Below are 19,521 nucleotides of genomic sequence, written 5' to 3' on the forward strand. Positions count from 1 at the left end.
CCCGGCGGTGATCAGTCCCCGGCGGGCACGTTCTCCGGAGCGGAGTTCGCCGCCTCGGCCTCGGCCATGGACTTCTTCGCGCGGTTCTTGACGACCAGCATCGACGCGACGCCGATGAGCAGCGCCGCCACCAGGCCGAGGTAGGAGAAGTTCTTCAGCCAGGACTCGGCGACGATGCCGAGGTAGTAGATGACGGCCGTGGTGCCGCCCGCCCAACAGATGCCGCCCAGCACGTTGGCGATGAGGAACTTCCAGTACGGCATGTGCAGGACACCGGCGAGCGGGCCCGCGAAGATGCGGAGCAGCGCGATGAAACGGCCGAAGAAGACGGCCCACATGCCCCACTTCTGGAAGGACCGCTCGGCCATCGCGACATGGCCCTCGCTGAAGTGCTTGGGGAACTTGCCGCCGAGCCAGGCGAGCAGCGGCCTGCCGCCCTTGCGCCCGATCGCGTAGCCGATGGAGTCGCCGATGACCGCGCCGGCCGTGGCGCAGGCGCCGAGCACGACGGGGTTGATGTGCCCCTGTTGGGAGGCGAGCAGTGCCGAACTGACCAGGACGATCTCGCCGGGCAGCGGGATGCCGAGGCTTTCGACCCCGATGACCAGTGCCACCAGAAGATAGACACTGACGGCGGGGATGTTCTCCAGCCACTCCTGGATGTGCAACGCCGCATTCCTCCCGCTCGCCCCGGCCGGAGCCCGGCATGCGCCCCCCTGGCGCACGCCGGGAAGCCTACCCGCTCAGGTCCGGCGGCCGGCCGGCCGCGATCCGACCCGGCCATGGCCCACCAGGCGCACCTCGCCGGCCGAGACGCCCACGCTCACCTCGCGCGTTCCGGTGCCGAGCACCCAGCCGTGCCGGTTCCCGTCCCACGAGGAGAGCGAGCGCCGCGAGATGTTCACGGTCACCTCCTGGGCCCGACCCGGTTCGAGCCGCAGCCTCCGGTAGCCGGCCAGGGCGCGGCGGGGCTGGTCGAGGCGGAGGTCGGGCGAGGGACCGAGGTAGACCTGGGCGACGGTGATGCCGGTCCGGGCGCCGGTGTTGCGCACAGTGAACCGGACCGCGAGGCCGTCCCCGTCCGGCCGCACGCTCAGGTCCGTGTAGGCGAAGGAGGTGTAGGAGAGCCCGTGCCCGAACGGGAACAGCGGGGCCACTCCCTCGGCCTCGTACCAGCGGTAGCCGAGGTGGACGCCCTCGGAGTACTCCTCGGTGCCGTCCACGCCGGGGTAGCGGCGCGGGTTGCCCGCCATGGGGTGGCGGTCCTCGGCCGCCGGGAAGGTCTGGGTGAGCCGGCCGCCGGGGTCGCAGTCCCCGAACAGGACGGCCGCGGTGGCCTCGGCGCCCTCCTGGCCCGGGTAGTACATCTGCAGGACGGCACCGACACGGCTCAGCCACGGCATGGTGGTGCACGAGGACGTGTTGAGCACCACCGCGGTGCGGGAGTTGGCGGCGGCGACCGCTTCGATCAGCTCGTTCTGGTGGCCCGGCAGGGCGAGTCCGGTGCGGTCCGCGCCCTCGGTGGCGTCCTCGTACGCGAACAGCACCACGCTGTCGGCCGCGCGGGCCGCGCGCACCGCCTCGGCGACGTCCGCGGCGCGGGTGGTGCCGGTGGTGCGACGCAGCCGGAACAGCTGGCCCCGGTCGCGGCCCTTGGCGGTGATGGCGAGCCGATGGTCCCCGGCGGCGAGCCGCAGCGGGCTGCTGCGCCGGACCGCGAGCCCGTCGGGCGCGGTGCTGACGAGACCGCCCGCGAAGAGTTCACCGAGGCCGGGGGCGGGCGGAAAGAGGTCGGTGCCGTCGAGCAGCACCTTGGGGCGGTCCCCCGAGTAGTGGATGACGAAGGTCCACTCGTCGGCGTCGGCCACGGTGAGCGTGCCGTCGTACGTCCAGGTGGCACCGGGCTCGACGTGCTGGGCCTCGAAGTCGGCGCCCGGTGAGGTGTCGGGCAGCGGCTTGCCGAAGAGGTCCTCGCCGAGCGCGTAACCGATGCGGGCGCCGTCCCCGGCCCGGGCACGCAGCGCCTCCAGCGGGCTCTGGGCGTGGTCGGGCACGACGTGCGCGCTGCCGCCGCCGCTGACGAACGGGATGCTTCCGGTGGGGCCGACGACCGCGATGGAGCGGGCGGCGCTGCCGGTCAGGGGCAGGGTGGCGTGCCGGTTGTGCAGCAGGGTGGCGCCGGCCCGGGCGACCTTGAGCGCGGTGCGCGCCCCGCGCCGGGCGTCGCGGCCCGGGCGGGCGGGAGCGCTGCCGTCGAGCAGTGAGAAGCGGTCCATGACGGTCAGGACCCGGCGCACCGCCCGGTCGACCAGGGCCTGCGGAACGCTGCCGTCGCGCACGGCGTCCTTCAGGGCGTCGGCGAAGTAGTCGCCGCCGGGCATCTCCATGTCGAGCCCGGCGGAGAGGGCGGCAGCCGTGCTGTGGGCGGCGAACCAGTCGGTCATCACCCAGCCTTCGAAGCCCCAGTCGCCCCGCAGGATGTCGCCGAGAATTGGCTTGTTCTCGCAGGCGAAGGTCCCGTTGACCTTGTTGTACGCGCCCATCACCGCGCCCGCTCCGGCGCCGACGGCCGCCTCGAAGCCGCGCAGTTCGAGCTCGCGCAGGGGCTGTTCGGCGATCCGGACATCGACGGTCATGCGGTCCTTCTCCTGGTTGTTCAGGGCGAAGTGCTTGACGGTGGCGATGAGCCCCTGGCTCTGGATGCCGCGGATCTCCTCGGCGACGAGGTCGGCGCTGAGCAGCGGGTCCTCGGAGAACGTCTCGTAGTTGCGCCCGGCGTACGGGGTCCTGATGAGGTTGACCATGGGCGACAGCAGAACGTCCTGGCCGAGCGCGCGGCCCTCGCGGCCGATGACCTCGCCGTACTCGCGGGCGAGCCCGGGGTCGAAGGCCGAGGCGAGCAGGACCGGCGCGGGCAGGGCGGTCGCGTGCGCGGTGACGCGGACGCCGGCCGGTCCGTCGGCGAGTCTGAGCGGAGGGATGCCGAGCCGGGGCACGCCGGGCACGTACCCGGCCTGGCCGAGGCCCGCCGGATCGTCGGCGCCGTGCAGCAGGCCGATCTTCTCGTCCAGGGTCAGGCGCGCGAGGAGGTCCTCCACCCTGCGCGAGGCCGGGGCCGTGGCGAGCGCGCGGGCGGGGGCGGCGAGGGTGCCGGTGGCGGCGGCCGCGACCATGGCGGCGCCGCCGAGCAGACGCAGTGCTGACCTTCGGGAAACGGTGTCGGACATGGACCGTCACTCCTTTGTGTGCGGGCACGACGTGGTGGACCGCGGCACAGCAGGCGGCGGGCCGACGTTCGAGGTGTGAACGCACTATGCGGCACGACCGAGTTGACAACCCGTCAGGCGCCACGAGGCGCCGGGAAACGTAGGACCGTCCGGCGGAAGAGTCAATGCGGGCGAGCGGTCGGCTTTCGGGACGTGGAGAAGGCGCCCCGGCCGGAGCCGGGACGCCTTCGGGTTCCGTAGCCTGCGCTCGGCGGGGTCAGGAGTTGGGGCGCAGGGTCCAGACGACCGTCATCTCACCGGTCACGGCGTCGTCCGCGCGCTGGATCTCGATGTGGACCGGGAACTCGGGGCGCTGCCCCGCGTCCAGCTCGGCCACCACCTCGGCGATCGGGCGCCCCAGCGTGGCGGTCGCGGTGACGACGCCCTTGGCGAGCTTCTTGTAGCCGATCTCCGCCTTCACGGCGAGCGGCACGGCGCGGTGCATCTGGTCGCCGAAGGCGGCGATGACGATCGCGCCACTGGCCGACTCGGCGAGGGTGAACATGGCTCCGGCGTGCGGTCCGCCCACGTGGTTGTGGTAGTCGGCCTGGTCCGGAAGACGCACCACGGCGCGCTCGGGGGTGGTCTCCAGGAACTCCAGGTTCAGGGTGCGGGCCATGGGAACGGTCGCGGTGAGCATCTCGCCCACGGACATCTGATCAGCGCTCATGGCAGCAGATGTTACCCATGGGTAGCGAGCGTTGGCCATCCCTCGCGGAGGCGGCCCGCGAACAGGAGTGCGGGGGCGGCCGTAGCAGGAGCGGGGGTACACCTCTATGGTTACTGGCCATGTGGCCAGGACAGCAGCCGCCCGGGGGCGAGCAGAACCCGCAGGATCCGAATCAGAACCCGTACCAGCAGCCGGGGTACCAGCAGCCGAACCCGTATCAGCAGCCGGGGCAGCAGCAGCCGAATCCCTATCAGCAGCCGGGGCAGCAGCAGCCGGCACAGCCCGGGTACCCGCCGCAGGGCTACCAGACGCCCAACCCGTACCAGCAGCCGACGGTTCCGCAGTACCCGGTGGGCGCACCGCCCGGACCGCCGCAGCCGCCGCAGAACAATGACAAGAAGAAGACCACGATCATCGCCATCGTGGCGGCCACCGCCGTGGTCGTGGCTGCCGCCGTGACCGGCTTCGTGGTCCTCAAGGACGACGGCAAGAGCAGCAGCGAGGCCGACGGCAAGAGCACGAAGTCGCCGTCCGCCGCGGGCTCCGGTTCGGCCGCGCCCTCCTCGCCCGCCGCCAACCCGCGTGGCGCCGGCACCGACGTCAAGCCGGTCATCGCGGGCTGGAAGGTCGTGGTGAACCCCACCCGCGGCGACGCCTTCGACGTGCCGCCGGACTGGGAGGTCGACAGCCCGGGCATGAGCGTGGGCTGGTCCGACAAGGCCGACAAGAACGGCTTCGGCGGCATGATGATGTCCTCCCCCGCCTACCTCAAGTCCAAGTGGTGCACCACCAAGGACAGCAGCGGCCGCGACCAGAACACCTCGCTCGCGAGCGTCGGCACCAAGGGCGCCAACGGCGCGAAGTCCACCGGCGACGCGGCCGAGCAGGCCGACGACTGGCTGTACTACGCCTACACCCAGCCGGACAAGGACCACATCACCTCCGAAAAGCCGGTCCCGTTCACCACCAAGTCCGGTCTCCAGGGCAGTGTGGTGCGCGCCAAGACCACGGGGGTGAAGAAGACCGACAAGTGCTCCACCGAGGGCCAGTCCGTGCTGTTCGGCTTCAAGACCGCCAAGGGCGACCTCGCCGCCTGGAGCCTCATCGCGAACACCGGCGTGCCCGGGGCGGTCGACGAGGACACCATTCAGAAGATCCTCACCACCATCCGCCTGGTGCCCGTCACCAGTCCCTGACACGCGGACGCGGGGTCCCTGACACGGGGACGCGGAAGCCCCCGACGCGGGACGGCGACAAATCGTTTGGCGTGCGGGGCCGGTGGCGGCGATAGTCCCGGGGTGACGTCCGCCGCCATCGCCCCGCCCGCCCGCCGCCCGTCGTGGGCCGGCCGGAACTACACCCTGCTGACCGCCGCCGCGGTCGTGACGAACCTGGGCAGCCAGGGCGCACTGATCGCGGCGGCGTTCGCGGTCCTGCAGTCCGGCGGGGGCGCGGGCGACGTGGGCCTGGTCGCGGCGGCGCGCACGGTGCCGCTGGTCCTCTTCCTGCTGATCGGTGGCGCGCTGGCCGACCGGCTGCCGCGCCACCGCGTGATGGTCGCCGCCAACACCCTCAACTTCCTTTCCCAGGGCGCCTTCGCGCTCCTGGTCCTGACCGGCGATCCCCGGCTCTGGCAGATGATGGCGCTCACCGCGCTCGGCGGCGTGGGCCAGGCGTTCTTCGGCCCGGCGTCCGAGGGCATGCTGATGTCCAGCGTGAGCGGCGCGGAGGCGGGCCGCGCGTTCGCGTCCTACCGGATGGCGATGCACGGCGCGGGCATCGGCGGGGCCGCGCTCGGCGGCGCCCTGATCGCCGTCCTCGGCGCGGGCTGGGTGCTCGCGATCGACGCGGCGGCCTTCGCCGTCGCGGGCGCGCTGCGGGCCTTCCTCGACGTGAGCCACATCCCGCCGCGCGAGGCGGGCGGCGGGATGATCTCCGATCTCCGCGAGGGCTGGCGGGAGTTCGTCTCCCGGCCGTGGCTGTGGTCGATCGTGGTGCAGTTCGCGGTGGTCAACGCGGTGGTCGCGGCGGCCGAGGCGGTGTACGGGCCGCTGGTGGCCCGCGACCGGCTGGGCGGGCCGGGGCCCTGGGGTCTCGCGCTCGCCGCGTTCGGGCTCGGCACGGTCCTCGGGGCGTTCCTGATGATGCGCTGGAAGCCGCGTCGGCTGCTGCTCGCGGGCAGCCTGTGCGTGTTCCCGCTCGCCCTGCCCTCGGCGGCGCTCGCCGTACCGCTGCCGGTGGGCGCGCTCGCGGCGGTCATGCTCCTGACCGGCGTCTCGATCGAGGTCTTCGGCGTCTCCTGGATGACCGCCCTCAACCAGGAGATCCCGGAGGACAAGCTCTCCCGCGTCTCCGCCTACGACTGGCTGGGCTCGATCGCGATGGTCCCGCTCGCCACCGCCCTCGCCGGACCCGCGCAGAGCGCGGTCGGACGCGCCGGCGCCCTGTGGGGCTGCTCGGCACTGGTCGTGCTGCTGACCGCGGCCGTGCTGTGCGTGCCGGACGTACGCCGGCTGACCCGGCGCACCGGGCCGGTGGCCTCGGGCGGGCCTGACGTGTCAGCCGATGCTGAAGGCGCCGTCGGGCGGCTCGGGTGAGGGCTGGGCGTCCGCGTCGTCGACGGGCTCCGCGTCCCCGATGAAGCGTCGCAGCGAGTCGCCGTGCTCGACCCGGGCCGGGAAGGCGTCCCCCGCGGTGCGCCGTGCGAGGGCCGCGACGTCCAGCGGCTGCGCGGAGGCGAGCAGCACCGCGTTGCCGAAGCGCCGCCCGCGCAGGACCGACGGCTCGGCGATCAGCGCCACCTCCGCGAACACCGCGCGGAACGTGGCGAGTTGGGACCGCAGAAAGGCGAAGGGCGCACCGTCCGCGAGGTTGGCGACGTAGATCCCACCGGGCTTGAGGACGCGCTGGACGATGCGCGCGTACTGGACGGAGGTCAGATGGGCCGGCACGCGGGAGCCGCCGAAGACGTCCGCGACCAGGAGGTCGGCCGATCCGGCCGGCGCCGCCCCGGCCCAGGCCCGGGCATCCGCGGCGTGGACGGCGATCCCGGTGGCGGAGCCCAACGGCAGGTGTTCACGCACGAGTTGGAGGAGCGCGCGGTCCGCGTCCACGACGACCTGGCTCGACCCGGGCCGGGTCGCCGCGACGTAGCGGGGCAGGGTGAGCGCCCCGCCGCCGAGGTGCAGCACGTCAAGGGGGACGCCGTCGCCGGCCGCGCAGTCCACGACATGGGCGAGCCGGCGTACGTACTCGAACTCGATGTAGGTGGGATCGTCCAGGTCCACGTACGACTGCGGGGCGCCGTCCACGGTCAGCAGCCAGGCGTGCCCGCGGTCGACGTCGGGCAGCAGTTTGGCGGTGCCCCCGTCGACCTCCCGGATGACGGGAATCGGCTCGGCACGCGGGTCGTCGTTCACCCTCCCATTGTGCGCCCCGCCGCCGCCTGCGGGCTGCCCGCCCCTAGGCCTCGCTCCACAGCGCCTTGACGGCCGCCGCGTGCGCGGCGGCCTGGGCGCGGCCCGCCCGGGCCGCGGGGGCGCGGCGTGCGGGGTCGAGGCTGTTGCGGCCGAAGGTCCGCTTCGCCGCCGCGTCGGGGGTGATCAGCGCGACCCTCGCACCGGCGGCGGTGAGCGCTGCCGCCTGGGCGGCGGGCGAATCGAGCGGGCCGCCGCCGGCCGGGGTCGGCGCGAGGATGACGACCCGGTCGCAGCCCGTCGCGAGGTGGGCGTTGCAGGTGGAGTGCAGCCCGCCGTCGATCCACTTGCGCCCCTCGATGGTGACCGGGGGCCACACCAACGGGACCGCGCAGCTCGCGGCGACCGCGTCGACGAGCGACACCCCGGCGTTCCGGTCGAAGACCCGGAACTCTCCGGTGTCCGCGGCGACCGCGGTGAGCTTCAGGGCCCGCTCGGGCCACTCGTGGGTGAGGAGCCGGCCGGCGATGACCGCACGCCGGTCCGCCTCGCTCGGGGTGTCGGCGGCGAGCGCCATCCGGCCCATCTTCGTCCCGTACTCCTCGGGGGTGCGGGAGGAGAGCACGGCCCGCGCGAAGCGGAAGATCTTCCCGGGGCCCAGATGTCCGGGTATCTCCCCTGCGGGCTGGGCGAGTTGGCGCTCGTACAGCTCGGCCAGCGTGGTGCGGCGCGCGCCGATGTTCGCGCCGACCACGGCGCCCGCGGAGCTCCCGACGACGAGGCGGGCGGCCGTCAGGTCCACGCCCGCCTCCGCGAGGCCGTGCAGGATGCCGATCTCCCAGCCCACCCCGGTGAGCCCGCCCGATCCGAGTACCAGTGCCGTGTCCGTCATGATCGCAGTGTGCCGGAACGCCAACGGCCCGCACCCCCCGGGGTGTTGGGGGATGCGGGCCGACCGGTCACAGCAGCGCGGCGACCGTTCCGGCGCCCACCGTGCGGCCGCCCTCACGGATCGCGAAGCCGAGACCCGGCTCCAGCGGCGTGTCGCGGCCCAGCTCCACGGTCATGGTGACCGTGTCACCGGGCCGCGCGACGGCGAGGTCGCCGAGGTCCACGTCACCGGCCACGTCCGCGGTGCGGATGTAGAACTGCGGCCGGTAGCCGGTCGTGATCGGCGTGGAGCGGCCACCCTCGCGCGTGGACAGGACGTACACCTGGGCGGTGAACCTCCGGCTCGGAGTGACGCTGCCCGGCTCGGCGACCACGTGGCCGCGGCGGACCGCGTCGCGTGGCACCCCGCGCAGGAGCAGCGCGACGTTGTCGCCGGCCTGCGCCGAGTCCATGGGCTTGCCGAAGGTCTCCAGGCCCGTGACCACCGACTCGACGTCCGCGCCCAGGAGTTGGACCCGGTCGCCGACGCACACGGTGCCGCGCTCCACGGCCCCGGTGACGACGGTGCCGCGGCCCGTGATGGTGAGCACGTTCTCCACCGGCAGCAGGAACGGCGCGTCCACATAGCGCTCGGGCATCGGCACATAGGTGTCGACCGCGTCGAGCAGCGCGCCGATCGCCTCGGTCCAACGGGGCTCGCCCTCAAGGGCCTTGAGGCCTGAGACCCGGACGACCGGCACGGTGTCTCCGCCGTATCCGTTAGCGGAGAGCAGTTCGCGCACCTCCAGCTCGACCAGATCGCTGAGCACGGCGCCTTCGCCGTCGTCGACGGCGTCGGCCTTGTTGAGCGCGACGACGATGTGGTCGACGCCCACCTGACGGGCCAGCAGGACGTGTTCGGCCGTCTGCGGCATGACCCCGTCGAGCGCGGAGACCACGAGGATGGCCCCGTCCAGCTGGGCGGCACCGGTGACCATGTTCTTGACGTAGTCGGCGTGGCCCGGCATGTCGACGTGCGCGTAGTGCCGGGTGTCGGTCTCGTACTCGACGTGCGCGATGTTGATGGTGATGCCGCGGGCGGCCTCCTCCGGGGCGCGGTCGATGCGGTCGAACGGCACGAAGGTGCCGGTGCCGCGCTCGGCGAGCACTTTGGTGATGGCGGCGGTCAGGGTGGTCTTGCCGTGGTCGACGTGACCCATGGTGCCGATGTTGAGGTGGGGCTTGGTGCGTACGTATGCCGTCTTGGGCATGGCTGTGTGTCCTCGCGTGGTCGCGGAGCGGTGCTTGGACCCCTGGAGCCGGCCGACCCTCCCCGTGTGGGGTCCGCCGGACTGTCCGGGAAGGGTCAGCTTCGGGCGCCGCCGAGGGACGCCACGGTCTCGACCGCGTCGGCCGCGACGAGGACGGCAGCCTTCGGCGCGTCCGCGACTGCGGACGGCGCTGCGAGGAAGGCGTACCTGGACATGCCGCCGATCATCCCTGGTGGTCCACGGCGCGTCGAATGGTTTTCCGCGAGGGGAAGTCGTGTCCGGCCGGGACGCGTGGGAGCTCCCCGTCGGGGTGCCCGGGCACTCCCTTACGGCGGCCGACCGCCCGGGTCGGTTAGTCTCCCTTGATGTTCGAGCCCGTTGCCCGACCGACGCCAGGTCTTGCCGCACGCTGCGGGAGAGCACTGCTCTCACCGTGGTCGCGGCTCGCGCTGCTCGTGGTGGTGCTCGCGGCCGCCGGGAGCGCGGTCCTGGTGCTCCAGCCACAGCGGCTGCTCGCCGACGGCTGGCCGCCCGCGATGGGCGGGGCCTGGGCAGTGGTCCTCTTCGCGGTGGCGTACGGGCTGTGCACGGCGGCGTTCGTGCCGCGCCCGATCCTCAATCTGGCCGCCGGCGCCCTGTTCGCGACCCCCGCCGGGTTCGTGTCGTCGCTCGCGGGCACGGTCCTGGGCGCGGGCATCGCGTTCGGGCTCGGCCGGGTGCTCGGGCAGGAGGCGCTGCGGCCTCTGGTGCGGGGGCGCTGGCTGAAGGCCGCGGACGGTCAGCTGTCGCGGCACGGGTTCCGTTCGATGATGGCGATCCGTCTGTTCCCCGGCGTGCCGTTCGCCGCCGCCAACTACTGCGCGGCGGTCTCGCGCATGGGCTGGGCCCCGTTCCTGCTGGCCACGGGCCTCGGCTCGGTGCCCAACACCCTCGCGTACGTCGTCGCCGGCGGCAGCGCCTCCTCCCCGACCTCCCCCGCGTTCCTGATCGCGATGGGCTTCATCGTGCTGAGCGGGGCCGGGGCCGCGGTGGTGGCCTGGCGCAAGCGGGGCGGGCTGCGCAGGCGCTAGCGCCGGGCGGCCGGGCGGGGAGGCCCCGGAAGGGGGCCGCTTCCCGTAGGCCGCCCCGCGTCAACCATCCGTTCACCCGGGCCCGTTACCGTGCCGCTCGATCCGCGCAAGATCACCGGTGTGGCCCGCGGCCGCCCCGGCGCTCCGGCCGGTCCCCGTCGTGCCGAACGGCCGTGGCCCCGACCCCCCTTGGATGGCGCAGCAACCCATGTCTTGGTTCGAATCGTTCATACTCGGGCTCGTCCAGGGTCTTACGGAGTTCCTGCCCATCTCCTCCAGCGCGCACCTGCGGCTGACCGCGGCCTTCGCCGGGTGGCAGGATCCGGGCCCGGCGTTCACGGCGATCACACAGATCGGCACCGAGACGGCCGTCCTCATCTACTTCCGCTCCGACATCGCGCGGATCGTCTCGGCCTGGTTCCGCTCCCTCACCGACCGTTCGCTGCGCGACGACCACGACGCCAAGATGGGCTGGCTCGTCATCGTCGGCTCGATCCCGATCGGAGTGCTCGGCATCGTCCTGAAGCACCAGATCGACACGTCCTTCCGCGATCTGCGCGTGATCGCCACCACCCTGGTCGTGATGGGCGTCGTCCTCGGCATCGCCGACCGGCTCGCGGCCCGCGACGAGTGCGGCGGACGGCACCGCGCCGCCAAGGAGCGCAAGTCGCTGCGGGAACTCGGCACCAAGGACGGGCTGATCTTCGGCATCTGCCAGGCCATGGCCCTCATCCCGGGAGTCTCCCGCTCCGGCGCCACCATCAGCGGCGGCCTGCTCATGGGCTACACCCGCGAGGCGGCGGCCCGTTACTCGTTCCTGCTCGCCGTCCCGGCCGTGCTGGCCTCCGGGGTCTTCGAGCTGAAGGACGCGGGCGGTCCGGGCCAGGCACCGATGCTCCCCACCCTCTTCGCCGCGGTCATCGCCTTCGCGGTGGGCTACGCGGTCATCGCCTGGTTCATGAAGTTCATCTCCAGCAAGAGCTTCATGCCGTTCGTCGTCTACCGCATCGTGCTCGGCATCGCCCTGTTCGCCCTCATCGCGGCCGGCAGCCTGAGCCCGGACGCGGGCGGGGGGCTGTGACCCGGCGTCCGAAGCCGGACCGGCCTCCGGCACGCCTCCGGGGCGGCAGCCGGAGTCTCCAGGCCTCCGACTCGGCTTCGGGGGGCGGGGGCTCGGCGGATCTCCGACTCGGCTTGCGGGGGCGGTGGTTGAGGGAGCCTCAGTCCTCGGACGCCTCCGGGCCCTCCCCCTTGGCCTCCTCCGCGCGCAGCGCCAGGTCCTGGAGCACATCGGCCGACGACACGTCCTGCCCGCCGGAGTCGTGGACCTGGGCGAGGGCGACGAACGCCAGGCTGAAGGCCGCCACGAGCTGACGAATGGCCCCGCCGACCTCCCTCGCCACCAGAGTGGCCATCTCCTGCGGTGTCGCGTCGGCCGGGATCTCGATGCGCGGCATCGTCTCGTTGAGCAGGGCGGTGACGGTGCCGATCTCCGTGTCCCTTGGCCCTCGTTCGCCGTCCTGCTCGATGCGGCGGCGGTAGTCGCCGGCCTCCGTGAGAATGCCGATCACTCGCTTGAGAACCTCGCTCTGCTCCATTCCGCGAGGATAGGCGCCACCGCCTCACCGGGCGCGGGTCAACGCCCGCACCACTCCGTCCAGTTGTCCCGGCGTCCTGGGCGATGGCCGGATCCGGCTGTCCGGTTCCCGCTCTCCGGAGCAGCCCGCACCGGCCGCCGACTCCGCCCCAACTCCTCAATGTTGGCTGAGAGTTCCCACTCCGTGGCGTTGGGTCACCTCATGGCCGTAGGCTTGCCCCATGCCCCCGACTTCCGACCGCCGTTTCCTTCGCCCTGCCGACGTGGTGAATGCGGACATCCGCTCGCTGTGGGAGCAGTCCGACGGCCGCCTCTCGCCCGACGAGGAGGAGCGCTACCACTGGCTCCTGGTCGAATGGGCCGCCGCCGTACGGGCCGACACCGCCCAGGCAGCGTGACGTACGTCGCCCCAAACCTTCCGCAGCGTGTGACCTTGCCCACCCCGTACCGCTCCCACCTGGGGTTCGGCCGGATCGGCGGGGTCGTTCGCCCGACCTGACCCGTAGCCTGGTCATATGCCTACCTCCCCCGACCGGCCCGGCCCCGCGCCGTCCGACGCGGATGCCGCCAACGACGCCATCCGTGCGCTCGTCGACGGCGCGGACGGGCAGTGGCCCGCGGAGGAGTACGAGCGGCTGCTCGCCGACTGGGCGGCCGCGGTCGGCGAACCGGCCCCCCTCGCCGCGGGAACGCCCGCGAAGCCGCGCACCTGAACCAGGCCCCCCGAACCTGCCCCCCCCCCGAATTCCGGTTGCTGTGGCTCTCCTCACGGTGTTGAAGTGGCCGAATGCAGACCACCACCGCGCCGGACGGCGCCACCGACGACGCGCTGCTCACGTTCTTCGACCTCCAACTGCGCCAACAGGCCAGGCCCGACGGGCCGAGCGCCACGGTGGAGCGATCCGGCGGTGTCGTACGGCAGATAGGTCCCGGCCATGTGTGGAACGGCATCCTCTGGTCAGAGCTGACCGAGGCGGACGCGGACGCCGAAATCGCCGCGCAGGTACGGCACTTCGCCTCGCTCGGGCACGAGTGGGAGTGGAAGCTGTACGCCCATGACCGGCCGGCCGACCTCGGACAGCGCCTGCTGGCCGCCGGGTTGGAGGCCGAGCCCGCCGAGACCGTCATGGTCGCCCGCGTCGCCGACCTTCCCCACGACACCGAGCCCCCGGCCGGCATCACCCTGCGTCCGGTGACCGACGCGGCCGGGGTAGAACTGATGGCGCGGGTGCACGACCTGGCCTTCGACAACGGCTCCGCCCGCTTCGGCGAGCGCCTGCTCGCCCAGTTCGCCGAGGCACCGGACACCGTGACGGCGGTCGTCGCGATGGCCGGGGACGTTCCGGTGAGTTCGGCCCGCATGGACTTCCACCTCGGCACGGAGTTCGCCAGTCTCTGGGGCGGCGGCACCGCGCCCGAGTGGCGCGGCAGGGGCATCTACCGCGCCCTGATCGCCTATCGCGCCCGTATCGCCGCCGAGCGCGGCTACCGCTACCTCCAGGTCGACGCCTCCGACCAGAGCCGCCCCATCCTCCAGCGCCTGGGCTTCACCGCGCTGACGGTGACCACGCCGTACGTACTCCGCCCCTGACGCGGCCCGGCGCGCGCGGTGCCCGCCCCGGGGACGGGCGAGCGGCCTCAGCCCTGCCCGTCGAACACCCCGTGCCGCCCCGCCCCCGCCGCGAACCTCGCCGCGCCCTCGGCGGCCTCGCCCAGCGCGTGCGTGCCGTGCCGCACCTCGTTGAGCAGCGCTTCGGCTTCGCCGAGGCCCTCCTGTTCGAGCAGCGACATCCGGTCGTGGCGCATACAGGTCGCCGGGAAGGCGGCGATCTCCGCTGCGAGCTCCTCCGCCCGTGCACGGGCGGTGCCGCCCGGCACGACCCGGTCGGCCAGACCGATGGCGCGGGCCTCGGTCGCGTCCACCGGCCGCCCGGTGAGGATCAGGTCCATGGCGCGGCCCGCCCCGACCAGTCGCGGCAGCCGCACCGTCCCGCCGTCGATCAACGGCACGCCCCAGCGCCGGCAGAACACCCCGAACACGGCGTCCTCCTCCATCACCCGCAGATCGCACCAGAGCGCGAGTTCCAGGCCGCCCGCCACCGCGTGCCCGGCCACCGCCGCGATCACCGGCTTGGAGAGCCGGAGCCGGGTGGGCCCCATCGGCCCGTCGCCGTCCTCGGTCACCGTGTTGCCGCGTTCGGTGCCGATCGCCTTGAGGTCGGCGCCTGCGCAGAACGTGCCGCCCTCGCCCCAGAGCACCGCGACCGCGGCCTCCTCGTCCGCCTCGAAGGCGCGGAAGGCGTCGGCGAGCGCCCGGGCGGTGGGGCCGTCCACCGCGTTGCGCACGCCGGGCCGCGAAAGGATCACCGTGGTGACCGGGCCGCGCCGTTCGCTGCGTACCGCTGGAACCGTCTCGTCAGTCATGGCGCCAGCGGTAGCACGCGGCCCCAACCAGCCACAAGTGCGGGGCTCTTGGCGTTCGGGGCCCGCTGCCGGAGACTGACCCGATGACGCAGCGCGTGGATCTCGGGACCCTGCTCGACCGTTTGGCCATCGACGAACTCATCACCGGCTATGCCGCGGCCGTCGACGACGGGAACTGGACCGCCTACCGCGCCCTGTTCGCCGCCGACGGCCGCGCGGACTACCGCCCGGCGGGCGGCATCGAAGGGCCGGCCGAGGAGGTGGCGCACTGGCTCGAAGAGACCATGCGGCTCTTCCCGGTCCGCCAGCACCTGATCACCAACCGGCTGCTCACCCTCCAGGACCTCGGCGGCTATCCCGGCGACCGGGCCGAGCTGCGCGCCGACTACCTGAACCCCATGTGCTTCGGCGCGGACGGCGACGGCACCCCGCCCGCGCCCGGCTTCGAGTCCGGCGGGCGCTACGCCTTCTCGCTGGTCCGTACGGACACGGGGTGGCGGCTGCGGTCGGTGACCGTGCACGAGAAGTGGCGGCGGGTGTCGGGGGCGCTCGCCGGGGCATGAGCGACGGGAGGGACGCGCCGCGCGCCGGGCCATCTGCGCGCGCCGCCGGCTCTCCCGCACACTGGCAGGGCGGGAACACCACTGATCACGGGGGTGGGCAAGGAGGCGCGGTATGGGGATCCCGGTCGGCCGTCACGGTCCGCGCCCGAGCTCTGCCTGGTGGCGCGGCGCGGCCGCGTTGCTCGCCGGGGCGCTGCCCGCGCTCGCTTTTCCCGCGCCTTCGCTGTGGTGGTTCGCCTACCTCGCGCTCGTGCCGTTGCTCCTCCTGGTCCGCTCGGCGGTCAGCGTCCGGCGGGCCGCCCTCGACGGCTGGCTCGGCGGCACGGGGTTCATGCTCGCGGTGCACCACTGGCTCTTCCCGAGCCTCAACGTCTTCATCGTGGTCCTGGCCGCGCTGCTCGGGCTGTTGTGGGCGCCGTGGGGCGTCCTGGTCCGGTCCGTCATGGGAGGTGCACCCTCCGCGCCGCGGGCTCTCGCGGCGGTCGTGGTGGTGCCATCGGGCTGGCTCGCGGTGGAGCTGGTCCGGTCGTGGCAGGGGCTCGGCGGGCCGTGGGGGCTGCTCGGCGCGAGCCAGTGGGAGGTGACTCCGGCGCTGCGGCTGATGTCGGTGGGCGGGGTGTGGCTGGTGAGCCTGCTCGTGGTGGCGGTGAACACCGCCGTCGCCCTCGGTGTGGTGCTCCCGAGGATGCGTACCGCCATGGTCTCCGTGCTCGTGGTGTGCGCGCTCACCACAGGTGCCGTGTGGATGTGGGCTCCGCACATGGCACGCGACGGCCGACTCAAGGTCGCCGTGGTACAGCCGGGCGTGATCGAAAACGGCGACGCCCGGTTCGCCCGCAGCGAGGCACTGACCCGCTCGCTGGCGGGGCAGCACGTGGACCTCGTCGTATGGGGCGAGAGCAGTGTCGGGCAGGACCTGTCGTCCCGCCCCGACCTGGCCGCGCGGATCGCGAAGCTCTCCCAGTACCTCGGCGCGGACATCCTGGTGAACGTGGACGCGCGCAGGTCCGACAAGCCGGGAATCTTCAAGAGTTCGGTCCTGGTGGGGCCCGACGGGCCGACCGGCCAGCGCTACGACAAGATGCGGCTCGTGCCGTTCGGCGAGTACATCCCCGCCCGCTCACTGCTGGGCTGGGCCACGTCGGTCGGCAAGGCCGCCGACGAGGACCGTCGGCGCGGCACCACGCCCGTGGTGATGACCCTGCCGGACGCGGTACGGGTGGGGCCGCTCGTGTGCTTCGAGTCCGCGTTCCCCGACATGAGCCGTCATCTGGTGCGCATGGGCGCCCAGTTGCTCATCGCACAGTCCTCGACCTCGTCCTTCCAGGACACCTGGGCACCGGCCCAGCACGCCTCGCTCGGCGCGCTGCGCGCCGCCGAGACGGGCCGCCCGATGGTGCACGCGACCTTGACCGGCATCAGCGCGGTCTACGGTCCAGACGGCGGCCGCATCGGCAGGTGGCTGCCCACCTCCGCGAGTACCGCCGCGGTGTACGACGTCCCGCTCGCGACCGGCACCACGCCCTATGTGCGCCTGGGCGACTGGGCGGTGTACGCGGCCCTCGGGACGCTCGTCCTGTTCTGCGCGGGCGAGGCGGCGCGGGCGCTCAGGAAGCCTGCTCCCACGCCTCCCGCACCACCCGCTCGCACAGCTCATGAGTCGCCAACGCGTCCCGCGCGCTGAGCGTCTTCCCGGCCCGTACGGCGTCGAGGAAGGACAGGACCGACTGCTCGATGCCGCGCTGGCGGGCGACGGGCACCCAGTCGCCGCGGCGGCGCAGGGTCGGCTGGCCCTTGTGGTCCACGATCTCGGCCAGGTTCAGTACCTGGCGCTTGGTGTCCTGGCCCGAGACCTCCAGGATCTCCTCAGTGGATCCGTTCATCCGGTTCATGGTGCCGATCGCGGTGAAGCCGTCGCCGGAGAGCTGGAGGACGACGTGCTCCATCAGGCCCCCGCGGACGCGGGCCCGCACGACGGTGTGCTCGATCGGGCCGGGGGCGAGGAAGCGCAGGGTGTCCACGACGTGGATGAAGTCGTCGAGGACCAGGGTGCGCGGGTCCTCGGGGAGGCCGACCCGGTTCTTCTGCATCAGGATCAGCTCGCGCGGGTGGTCGGCGCACTGGGCGTAGCCGGGCGCGAGGCGCCGGTTGAAGCCGACGGCGAGACCGACCCGGCGCTCCTCCGCGAGGGCCACGAGCCGCTCGGACTCGGCGAGTTCATAGGCCAGCGGCTTGTCGACGTACGTCGGTACGCCCGCGTCGATCAGCCGGGCCACGATCTCCGGGTGCACCGCGGTCGGCGCATGCACGAACGCGGCGTCGAGCCCCTGGGCGAGCAGCGATTCGAGGTCGGTGTGGCACTGCCCGGCCGGTATCCGGTGGGCGTCGGCCACGGCGGCGAGGGTGGCCTGGGTGCGGGTCTGCAGATGCAGCTCCGTACCCGGCAGGGCGCTCAGCACGGGCAGATAGGCCTTCTGCGCGATGTCCCCGAGCCCGATGCATCCGACCTTCACGGGGTTCTCCTGTCGCCGAGCGGTGTACGTCGTCCTTGCTGGTCAGCATACGTGTGGCGAGCTTCGCCGATGCCGGGCGGCGGGTTTGCCCAGGCCGGGGGCGGGGTCTGCCCGTGCGCCCTCAGGGGCGCGACGGGGGCGCGGGGGCAGAGGCCGCTGCGCCGGGGCGGGGCGATAACCGGTGGCCAGGGGGCGGGCGGGTCGACAGGATGGGCGGCATGACGACCTCCTCCGTACCGCCTGCCGAAACCTCCGCCCGCACCGAGCCCGACCTGCAGGCCCCCGAGCGGGCCATGCTGGAGGGCTGGCTGGAGTACCACCGCGAGACCCTGGCCCAGAAGTGCTCGGGGCTCACCGACGAGGAGGTGAAGCGGGCCGCCGTGCCGACCTCCGAGCTCACCCTGCTCGGCCTGCAGCGCCACCTCTCCGAGGTCGAACGCTGGTGGTTCGTCACGGTGTTCGCCGGAGGCACCGACGAGGGCGTGTACGGCACCGAGGAGGACCCGGACGGCGACTTCCACTTCGGCCCCCAGGACACGTACGCGGAGGCCCTCGCCACCTGGCGCAGCGAGGTGGCCGCCGCGCGTGCGGCCGCCGCCGGGCACGGCCTCGACGAGCTCGGCGTCGGCACCGCACGCGGCGGCCGGCACTTCAGCCTGCGCTGGATCTACACCCACATGATCGAGGAGTACGCCCGCCACAACGGCCACGCCGATCTGCTGCGCGAGGCGATCGACGGCGCTACGGGAGCCTGAGCCGGGGCCGCTCCCCCGCGGCCGGGTCACTCGTGCGGGCCATTGTGTGCGCCCGAAGTGGCCCGACATCCGCCCCGGACAGCACAGTTGACGCATGCACCGCACCCGCAACGCGCTGAGGGTCCTGACGGCCGCGGCCACCCTGACCGTCTGCGGATGCGTCGCGGGCTGCGTCGCCGTCGGGGGCGGCCCCGCACCCTCCGCGCCATCCGCCCCGCCTCCCCGGCAGCAGGCGCCCCGGGCCGTCCAGGCCCCCGCCCGCGAGGCCCTGGAGACCGTCACGCCCTCCGAGGCCCCGCCCCCCGCAGCCCCCGCGCCGCCTGCCGACCCGGAGCGGCGCGAGCGGCCGAACCCTCCCCTCCGTGAGCGGTACCCACGGGCCGAGGAAGCGCGGCATCCCTCCGCCGCCCCCCGAAAGCACCCCCGCGCCGCCCCGCCCCCGGCCACCTCGGGCGGCGACATCTGTGCCCTTGGCCGACGCTACGGAGGCTGGCGCGACGACAGCCCCGAGGCACGCATCTGTCGTGAGACGTACGGTAATTGACGAACCGTCACCCCGTCGGGGCGCGCCCTTTCACACCGTGTCCAACTGCCGCTCCAGACGGCGCAGCGCCTCACGGATGTCGTGTCCGTACGCGTCGTCGGACAGCGTGTCGAGCGCGTCGTGGGCCCGGTCGAGGTGGAGACGGGCCTCGTCGGGGCGGTGCAGCTTGACGTAGTCGGCCGCGAGGTTGAGGTGGAGCGAGGGATAGAAGGCCCGTACCGCGAGGGAGGCGTGGTGCTCGGTGAGGCGGGCCTGGCTCAGGCCGTCCGCCGCCGCCAACGCCCGTAGGTCCCACGCCAGTTCGTCACCGGCGTCGTCCTGTGCGTCCGCCATGTAGTGGGCCAGGGTGCAGCGGTGCAGCGCGTCGCCGTCCTCGCCGATCTCCGACCACAGGATGCCGAATCGGTTGCGGGCCTCCTCGCGGTCCCCGCCGTGCAGCAGCATCATCGCCTGCCCGATCCGGGTCATCACGAGGTCCCCCGGGGCTTCCTGCATGTCCGTCACCGCTGTCTCCGCACGTCGTCCCGAAACTCCAACGGCTTCGACGCTAACCGCCGCCACT

Annotated in this window: 21 protein-coding genes; 11 read left to right on the top strand and 10 right to left on the bottom strand. The window is 73.1% G+C overall.

The annotated features are described in order from the left end of the window. Positions 1-11: 11 nt before the first annotated feature. The 3 genes from IE267_RS24480 to IE267_RS24490 all read right to left on the bottom strand — a co-directional run bounded on the left by IE267_RS24480 (position 12) and on the right by IE267_RS24490 (position 3,921). Complete coding sequence (locus tag IE267_RS24480) at positions 12-668, bottom strand: DedA family protein (protein ID WP_161253365.1); 657 nt, start codon at positions 666-668, stop codon at positions 12-14. 75 nt (positions 669-743) lie between these two features. Next, the gene (locus IE267_RS24485; RefSeq protein WP_189764729.1) at positions 744-3,227 is read right to left on the bottom strand and encodes a beta-glucosidase family protein; all 2,484 of its coding nucleotides are present in this window, start codon (positions 3,225-3,227) and stop codon (positions 744-746) included. A gap of 256 nt (positions 3,228-3,483) precedes the next feature. Beyond that, positions 3,484-3,921, bottom strand: a complete 438-nt coding sequence (locus IE267_RS24490) for a DUF4442 domain-containing protein (protein ID WP_161253376.1) — start codon at positions 3,919-3,921, stop codon at positions 3,484-3,486. A 134-nt stretch (positions 3,922-4,055) separates the two neighbouring features. On the opposite strand from IE267_RS24490, the gene IE267_RS24495 reads away from it, so the two are divergent. Both IE267_RS24495 and IE267_RS24500 read left to right on the top strand, forming a co-directional pair. Beyond that, positions 4,056-5,132 carry a DUF8017 domain-containing protein gene (locus IE267_RS24495; RefSeq protein WP_189764730.1) on the top strand — a complete coding sequence of 359 codons (1,077 nt, stop codon included), beginning with the start codon at positions 4,056-4,058 and terminating at the stop codon, positions 5,130-5,132. Positions 5,133-5,234: 102 nt separating this feature from the next. After that, entirely contained in the window at positions 5,235-6,533 is a 1,299-nt protein-coding gene (locus tag IE267_RS24500) for an MFS transporter (protein ID WP_229861394.1), read from the top strand. On the opposite strand, the gene IE267_RS24505 is transcribed toward IE267_RS24500, so the two are convergent. The 3 genes from IE267_RS24505 to tuf form a co-directional block, all read right to left on the bottom strand. Continuing rightward, positions 6,495-7,355, bottom strand: coding sequence for a spermidine synthase (locus IE267_RS24505; protein ID WP_189764732.1), 861 nt, complete (start codon positions 7,353-7,355; stop codon positions 6,495-6,497). The genes IE267_RS24500 and IE267_RS24505 overlap by 39 nt on opposite strands. A 43-nt stretch (positions 7,356-7,398) precedes the next feature. Continuing rightward, positions 7,399-8,244: a patatin-like phospholipase family protein gene (locus IE267_RS24510; protein WP_189764733.1), complete on the bottom strand. Its 846-nt coding sequence runs from the start codon at positions 8,242-8,244 to the stop codon at positions 7,399-7,401. 67 nt (positions 8,245-8,311) lie between these two features. Next, positions 8,312-9,493, bottom strand: a complete 1,182-nt coding sequence (gene tuf / locus IE267_RS24515) for an elongation factor Tu (RefSeq protein ID WP_189764734.1) — start codon at positions 9,491-9,493, stop codon at positions 8,312-8,314. 365 nt (positions 9,494-9,858) lie between these two features. On the opposite strand from tuf, the gene IE267_RS24520 reads away from it, so the two are divergent. Then, the gene (locus IE267_RS24520) at positions 9,859-10,563 is read left to right on the top strand and encodes a TVP38/TMEM64 family protein (RefSeq protein WP_161250235.1); all 705 of its coding nucleotides are present in this window, start codon (positions 9,859-9,861) and stop codon (positions 10,561-10,563) included. A 208-nt stretch (positions 10,564-10,771) separates the two neighbouring features. Beyond that, complete coding sequence (locus IE267_RS24525; protein ID WP_189764735.1) at positions 10,772-11,644, top strand: undecaprenyl-diphosphate phosphatase; 873 nt, start codon at positions 10,772-10,774, stop codon at positions 11,642-11,644. Positions 11,645-11,783: 139 nt separating this feature from the next. Here IE267_RS24525 and IE267_RS24530 read toward each other — a convergent pair whose 3' ends face one another. Next, a complete protein-coding gene (locus tag IE267_RS24530) occupies positions 11,784-12,161 on the bottom strand; it encodes a hypothetical protein (RefSeq protein WP_167155244.1) in 378 nt (125 codons plus the stop codon). A 220-nt stretch (positions 12,162-12,381) separates the two neighbouring features. Between IE267_RS24530 and IE267_RS24535 the strand changes: the two genes are divergently transcribed. The 3 genes from IE267_RS24535 to IE267_RS24545 all read left to right on the top strand — a co-directional run bounded on the left by IE267_RS24535 (position 12,382) and on the right by IE267_RS24545 (position 13,751). Continuing rightward, positions 12,382-12,558 carry a hypothetical protein gene (locus IE267_RS24535; protein WP_167155241.1) on the top strand — a complete coding sequence of 59 codons (177 nt, stop codon included), beginning with the start codon at positions 12,382-12,384 and terminating at the stop codon, positions 12,556-12,558. Positions 12,559-12,675: 117 nt separating this feature from the next. Beyond that, complete coding sequence (locus IE267_RS24540; protein ID WP_161250241.1) at positions 12,676-12,873, top strand: hypothetical protein; 198 nt, start codon at positions 12,676-12,678, stop codon at positions 12,871-12,873. A 74-nt stretch (positions 12,874-12,947) separates the two neighbouring features. Next, complete coding sequence (locus IE267_RS24545) at positions 12,948-13,751, top strand: GNAT family N-acetyltransferase (protein WP_189764736.1); 804 nt, start codon at positions 12,948-12,950, stop codon at positions 13,749-13,751. A gap of 47 nt (positions 13,752-13,798) precedes the next feature. Here the strand turns inward: IE267_RS24545 and IE267_RS24550 are convergent, their stop codons facing one another. Continuing rightward, positions 13,799-14,584, bottom strand: a complete 786-nt coding sequence (locus IE267_RS24550) for a crotonase/enoyl-CoA hydratase family protein (RefSeq protein WP_189764737.1) — start codon at positions 14,582-14,584, stop codon at positions 13,799-13,801. An 83-nt stretch (positions 14,585-14,667) separates the two neighbouring features. Here IE267_RS24550 and IE267_RS24555 point away from each other — a divergent pair, with 83 nt between their 5' ends. Beyond that, entirely contained in the window at positions 14,668-15,147 is a 480-nt protein-coding gene (locus IE267_RS24555) for a nuclear transport factor 2 family protein (RefSeq protein WP_167155227.1), read from the top strand. A 112-nt stretch (positions 15,148-15,259) separates the two neighbouring features. Beyond that, a complete protein-coding gene (gene lnt / locus IE267_RS24560; protein WP_189764738.1) occupies positions 15,260-16,831 on the top strand; it encodes an apolipoprotein N-acyltransferase in 1,572 nt (523 codons plus the stop codon). Here the strand turns inward: lnt and IE267_RS24565 are convergent. Then, positions 16,755-17,660, bottom strand: a complete 906-nt coding sequence (locus IE267_RS24565; RefSeq protein WP_189764739.1) for a Gfo/Idh/MocA family protein — start codon at positions 17,658-17,660, stop codon at positions 16,755-16,757. The two genes, lnt and IE267_RS24565, sit on opposite strands and share 77 nt — an antisense overlap. Positions 17,661-17,869: 209 nt before the next feature. Between IE267_RS24565 and IE267_RS24570 the strand changes: the two genes are divergently transcribed. Both IE267_RS24570 and IE267_RS24575 read left to right on the top strand, forming a co-directional pair. Further along, positions 17,870-18,415: a DinB family protein gene (locus IE267_RS24570; RefSeq protein ID WP_373304587.1), complete on the top strand. Its 546-nt coding sequence runs from the start codon at positions 17,870-17,872 to the stop codon at positions 18,413-18,415. 94 nt (positions 18,416-18,509) lie between these two features. Beyond that, on the top strand, positions 18,510-18,959 hold the full coding sequence (locus IE267_RS24575; protein ID WP_189764741.1) for a hypothetical protein: 450 nt from the start codon (positions 18,510-18,512) through the stop codon (positions 18,957-18,959). Between the two features lie 30 nt (positions 18,960-18,989). Here IE267_RS24575 and IE267_RS24580 read toward each other — a convergent pair whose 3' ends face one another. Next, positions 18,990-19,463, bottom strand: coding sequence for a hypothetical protein (locus tag IE267_RS24580; RefSeq protein WP_189764742.1), 474 nt, complete (start codon positions 19,461-19,463; stop codon positions 18,990-18,992). Positions 19,464-19,521: the final 58 nt, after the last annotated feature.

Origin of the sequence: Streptomyces xanthochromogenes (assembly GCF_014650455.1) — a bacterium.
Lineage (GTDB): Bacteria > Actinomycetota > Actinomycetes > Streptomycetales > Streptomycetaceae > Streptomyces > Streptomyces xanthochromogenes.

Coding starts and splice junctions, on each gene's coding strand:
- IE267_RS24575 (WP_189764741.1), top strand. CDS start 18,510: ATGCACCGCACCCGCAACGCGCTGAGGGTCCTGACGGCCGCGGCCACC.
- IE267_RS24495 (WP_189764730.1), top strand. CDS start 4,056: ATGTGGCCAGGACAGCAGCCGCCCGGGGGCGAGCAGAACCCGCAGGAT.
- IE267_RS24545 (WP_189764736.1), top strand. CDS start 12,948: ATGCAGACCACCACCGCGCCGGACGGCGCCACCGACGACGCGCTGCTC.
- IE267_RS24550 (WP_189764737.1), bottom strand. CDS start 14,584: ATGACTGACGAGACGGTTCCAGCGGTACGCAGCGAACGGCGCGGCCCG.
- IE267_RS24490 (WP_161253376.1), bottom strand. CDS start 3,921: ATGTCCGTGGGCGAGATGCTCACCGCGACCGTTCCCATGGCCCGCACC.
- IE267_RS24540 (WP_161250241.1), top strand. CDS start 12,676: ATGCCTACCTCCCCCGACCGGCCCGGCCCCGCGCCGTCCGACGCGGAT.
- IE267_RS24530 (WP_167155244.1), bottom strand. CDS start 12,161: ATGGAGCAGAGCGAGGTTCTCAAGCGAGTGATCGGCATTCTCACGGAG.
- lnt (WP_189764738.1), top strand. CDS start 15,260: ATGGGGATCCCGGTCGGCCGTCACGGTCCGCGCCCGAGCTCTGCCTGG.
- IE267_RS24485 (WP_189764729.1), bottom strand. CDS start 3,227: ATGTCCGACACCGTTTCCCGAAGGTCAGCACTGCGTCTGCTCGGCGGC.
- IE267_RS24520 (WP_161250235.1), top strand. CDS start 9,859: ATGTTCGAGCCCGTTGCCCGACCGACGCCAGGTCTTGCCGCACGCTGC.
- tuf (WP_189764734.1), bottom strand. CDS start 9,493: ATGCCCAAGACGGCATACGTACGCACCAAGCCCCACCTCAACATCGGC.
- IE267_RS24535 (WP_167155241.1), top strand. CDS start 12,382: ATGCCCCCGACTTCCGACCGCCGTTTCCTTCGCCCTGCCGACGTGGTG.
- IE267_RS24510 (WP_189764733.1), bottom strand. CDS start 8,244: ATGACGGACACGGCACTGGTACTCGGATCGGGCGGGCTCACCGGGGTG.
- IE267_RS24570 (WP_373304587.1), top strand. CDS start 17,870: ATGGGCGGCATGACGACCTCCTCCGTACCGCCTGCCGAAACCTCCGCC.
- IE267_RS24555 (WP_167155227.1), top strand. CDS start 14,668: ATGACGCAGCGCGTGGATCTCGGGACCCTGCTCGACCGTTTGGCCATC.
- IE267_RS24525 (WP_189764735.1), top strand. CDS start 10,772: ATGTCTTGGTTCGAATCGTTCATACTCGGGCTCGTCCAGGGTCTTACG.